The following is a 510-nucleotide window of genomic DNA, read 5'->3' on the forward strand; positions in this document are numbered from 1 at the left end:
GTCCTACGTCCCTTTTTGGCCGGAGGTAGCCGCTTCTTATCGGAGGTTGCCCCGGCGGGGCTGGCTGCCTCTTTCAAAGAAGGTACCCCACTGAACTCCGTCATCGAGCGCTTCACAGCACGCGTGGCCTCAATATGCCGCGCAATCTCGGTGAAGTTGAAGCCGAACGTCTCGATGTCCCGCTTCACGCTGTCGTCGTCACCAGTCCGACCAATGAGCGTCCACACCGGCACCTTCAGGTGCCGTGCCAGCCGCTCCAGGGTGACGAATGTCGGGTTCCCTTTCCCCGTCCGCAACTGGTAGAGCGTGCCGCGCGATAGCCCGGTAGCGTCAGCGAAACTCGCATAGTCCGGGTACTCGTTCTCGATTTGGCGAAGTCGTAGTGCGAGCAGGATCGAAAGCCAGCCATCGCTGTCTTCTGTCTTGTTTTTAAAAATCGGCACAGCTGCACTCCCGCTTATCGGTCCGAATATGACCGCTATTTTCTGTGAGATGTCTAGTGGTTAGGTT

At 57.8% G+C, this 510-nt stretch carries 1 protein-coding gene; it reads right to left on the reverse strand.

Translation table 11 applies throughout. The features are described 5' to 3' along the window. Positions 1–443, reverse strand: a 443-nt coding sequence (locus EN749_RS36980; protein WP_145991230.1) for a helix-turn-helix transcriptional regulator, incomplete at its 3' end; no start/stop codon positions are given. Positions 444–510: the final 67 nt, after the last annotated feature.

Origin of the sequence: Mesorhizobium sp. M7A.F.Ca.ET.027.02.1.1 (assembly GCF_004022985.1) — a bacterium.
In the GTDB taxonomy this organism is placed as follows: Bacteria; Pseudomonadota; Alphaproteobacteria; order Rhizobiales; family Rhizobiaceae; genus Mesorhizobium.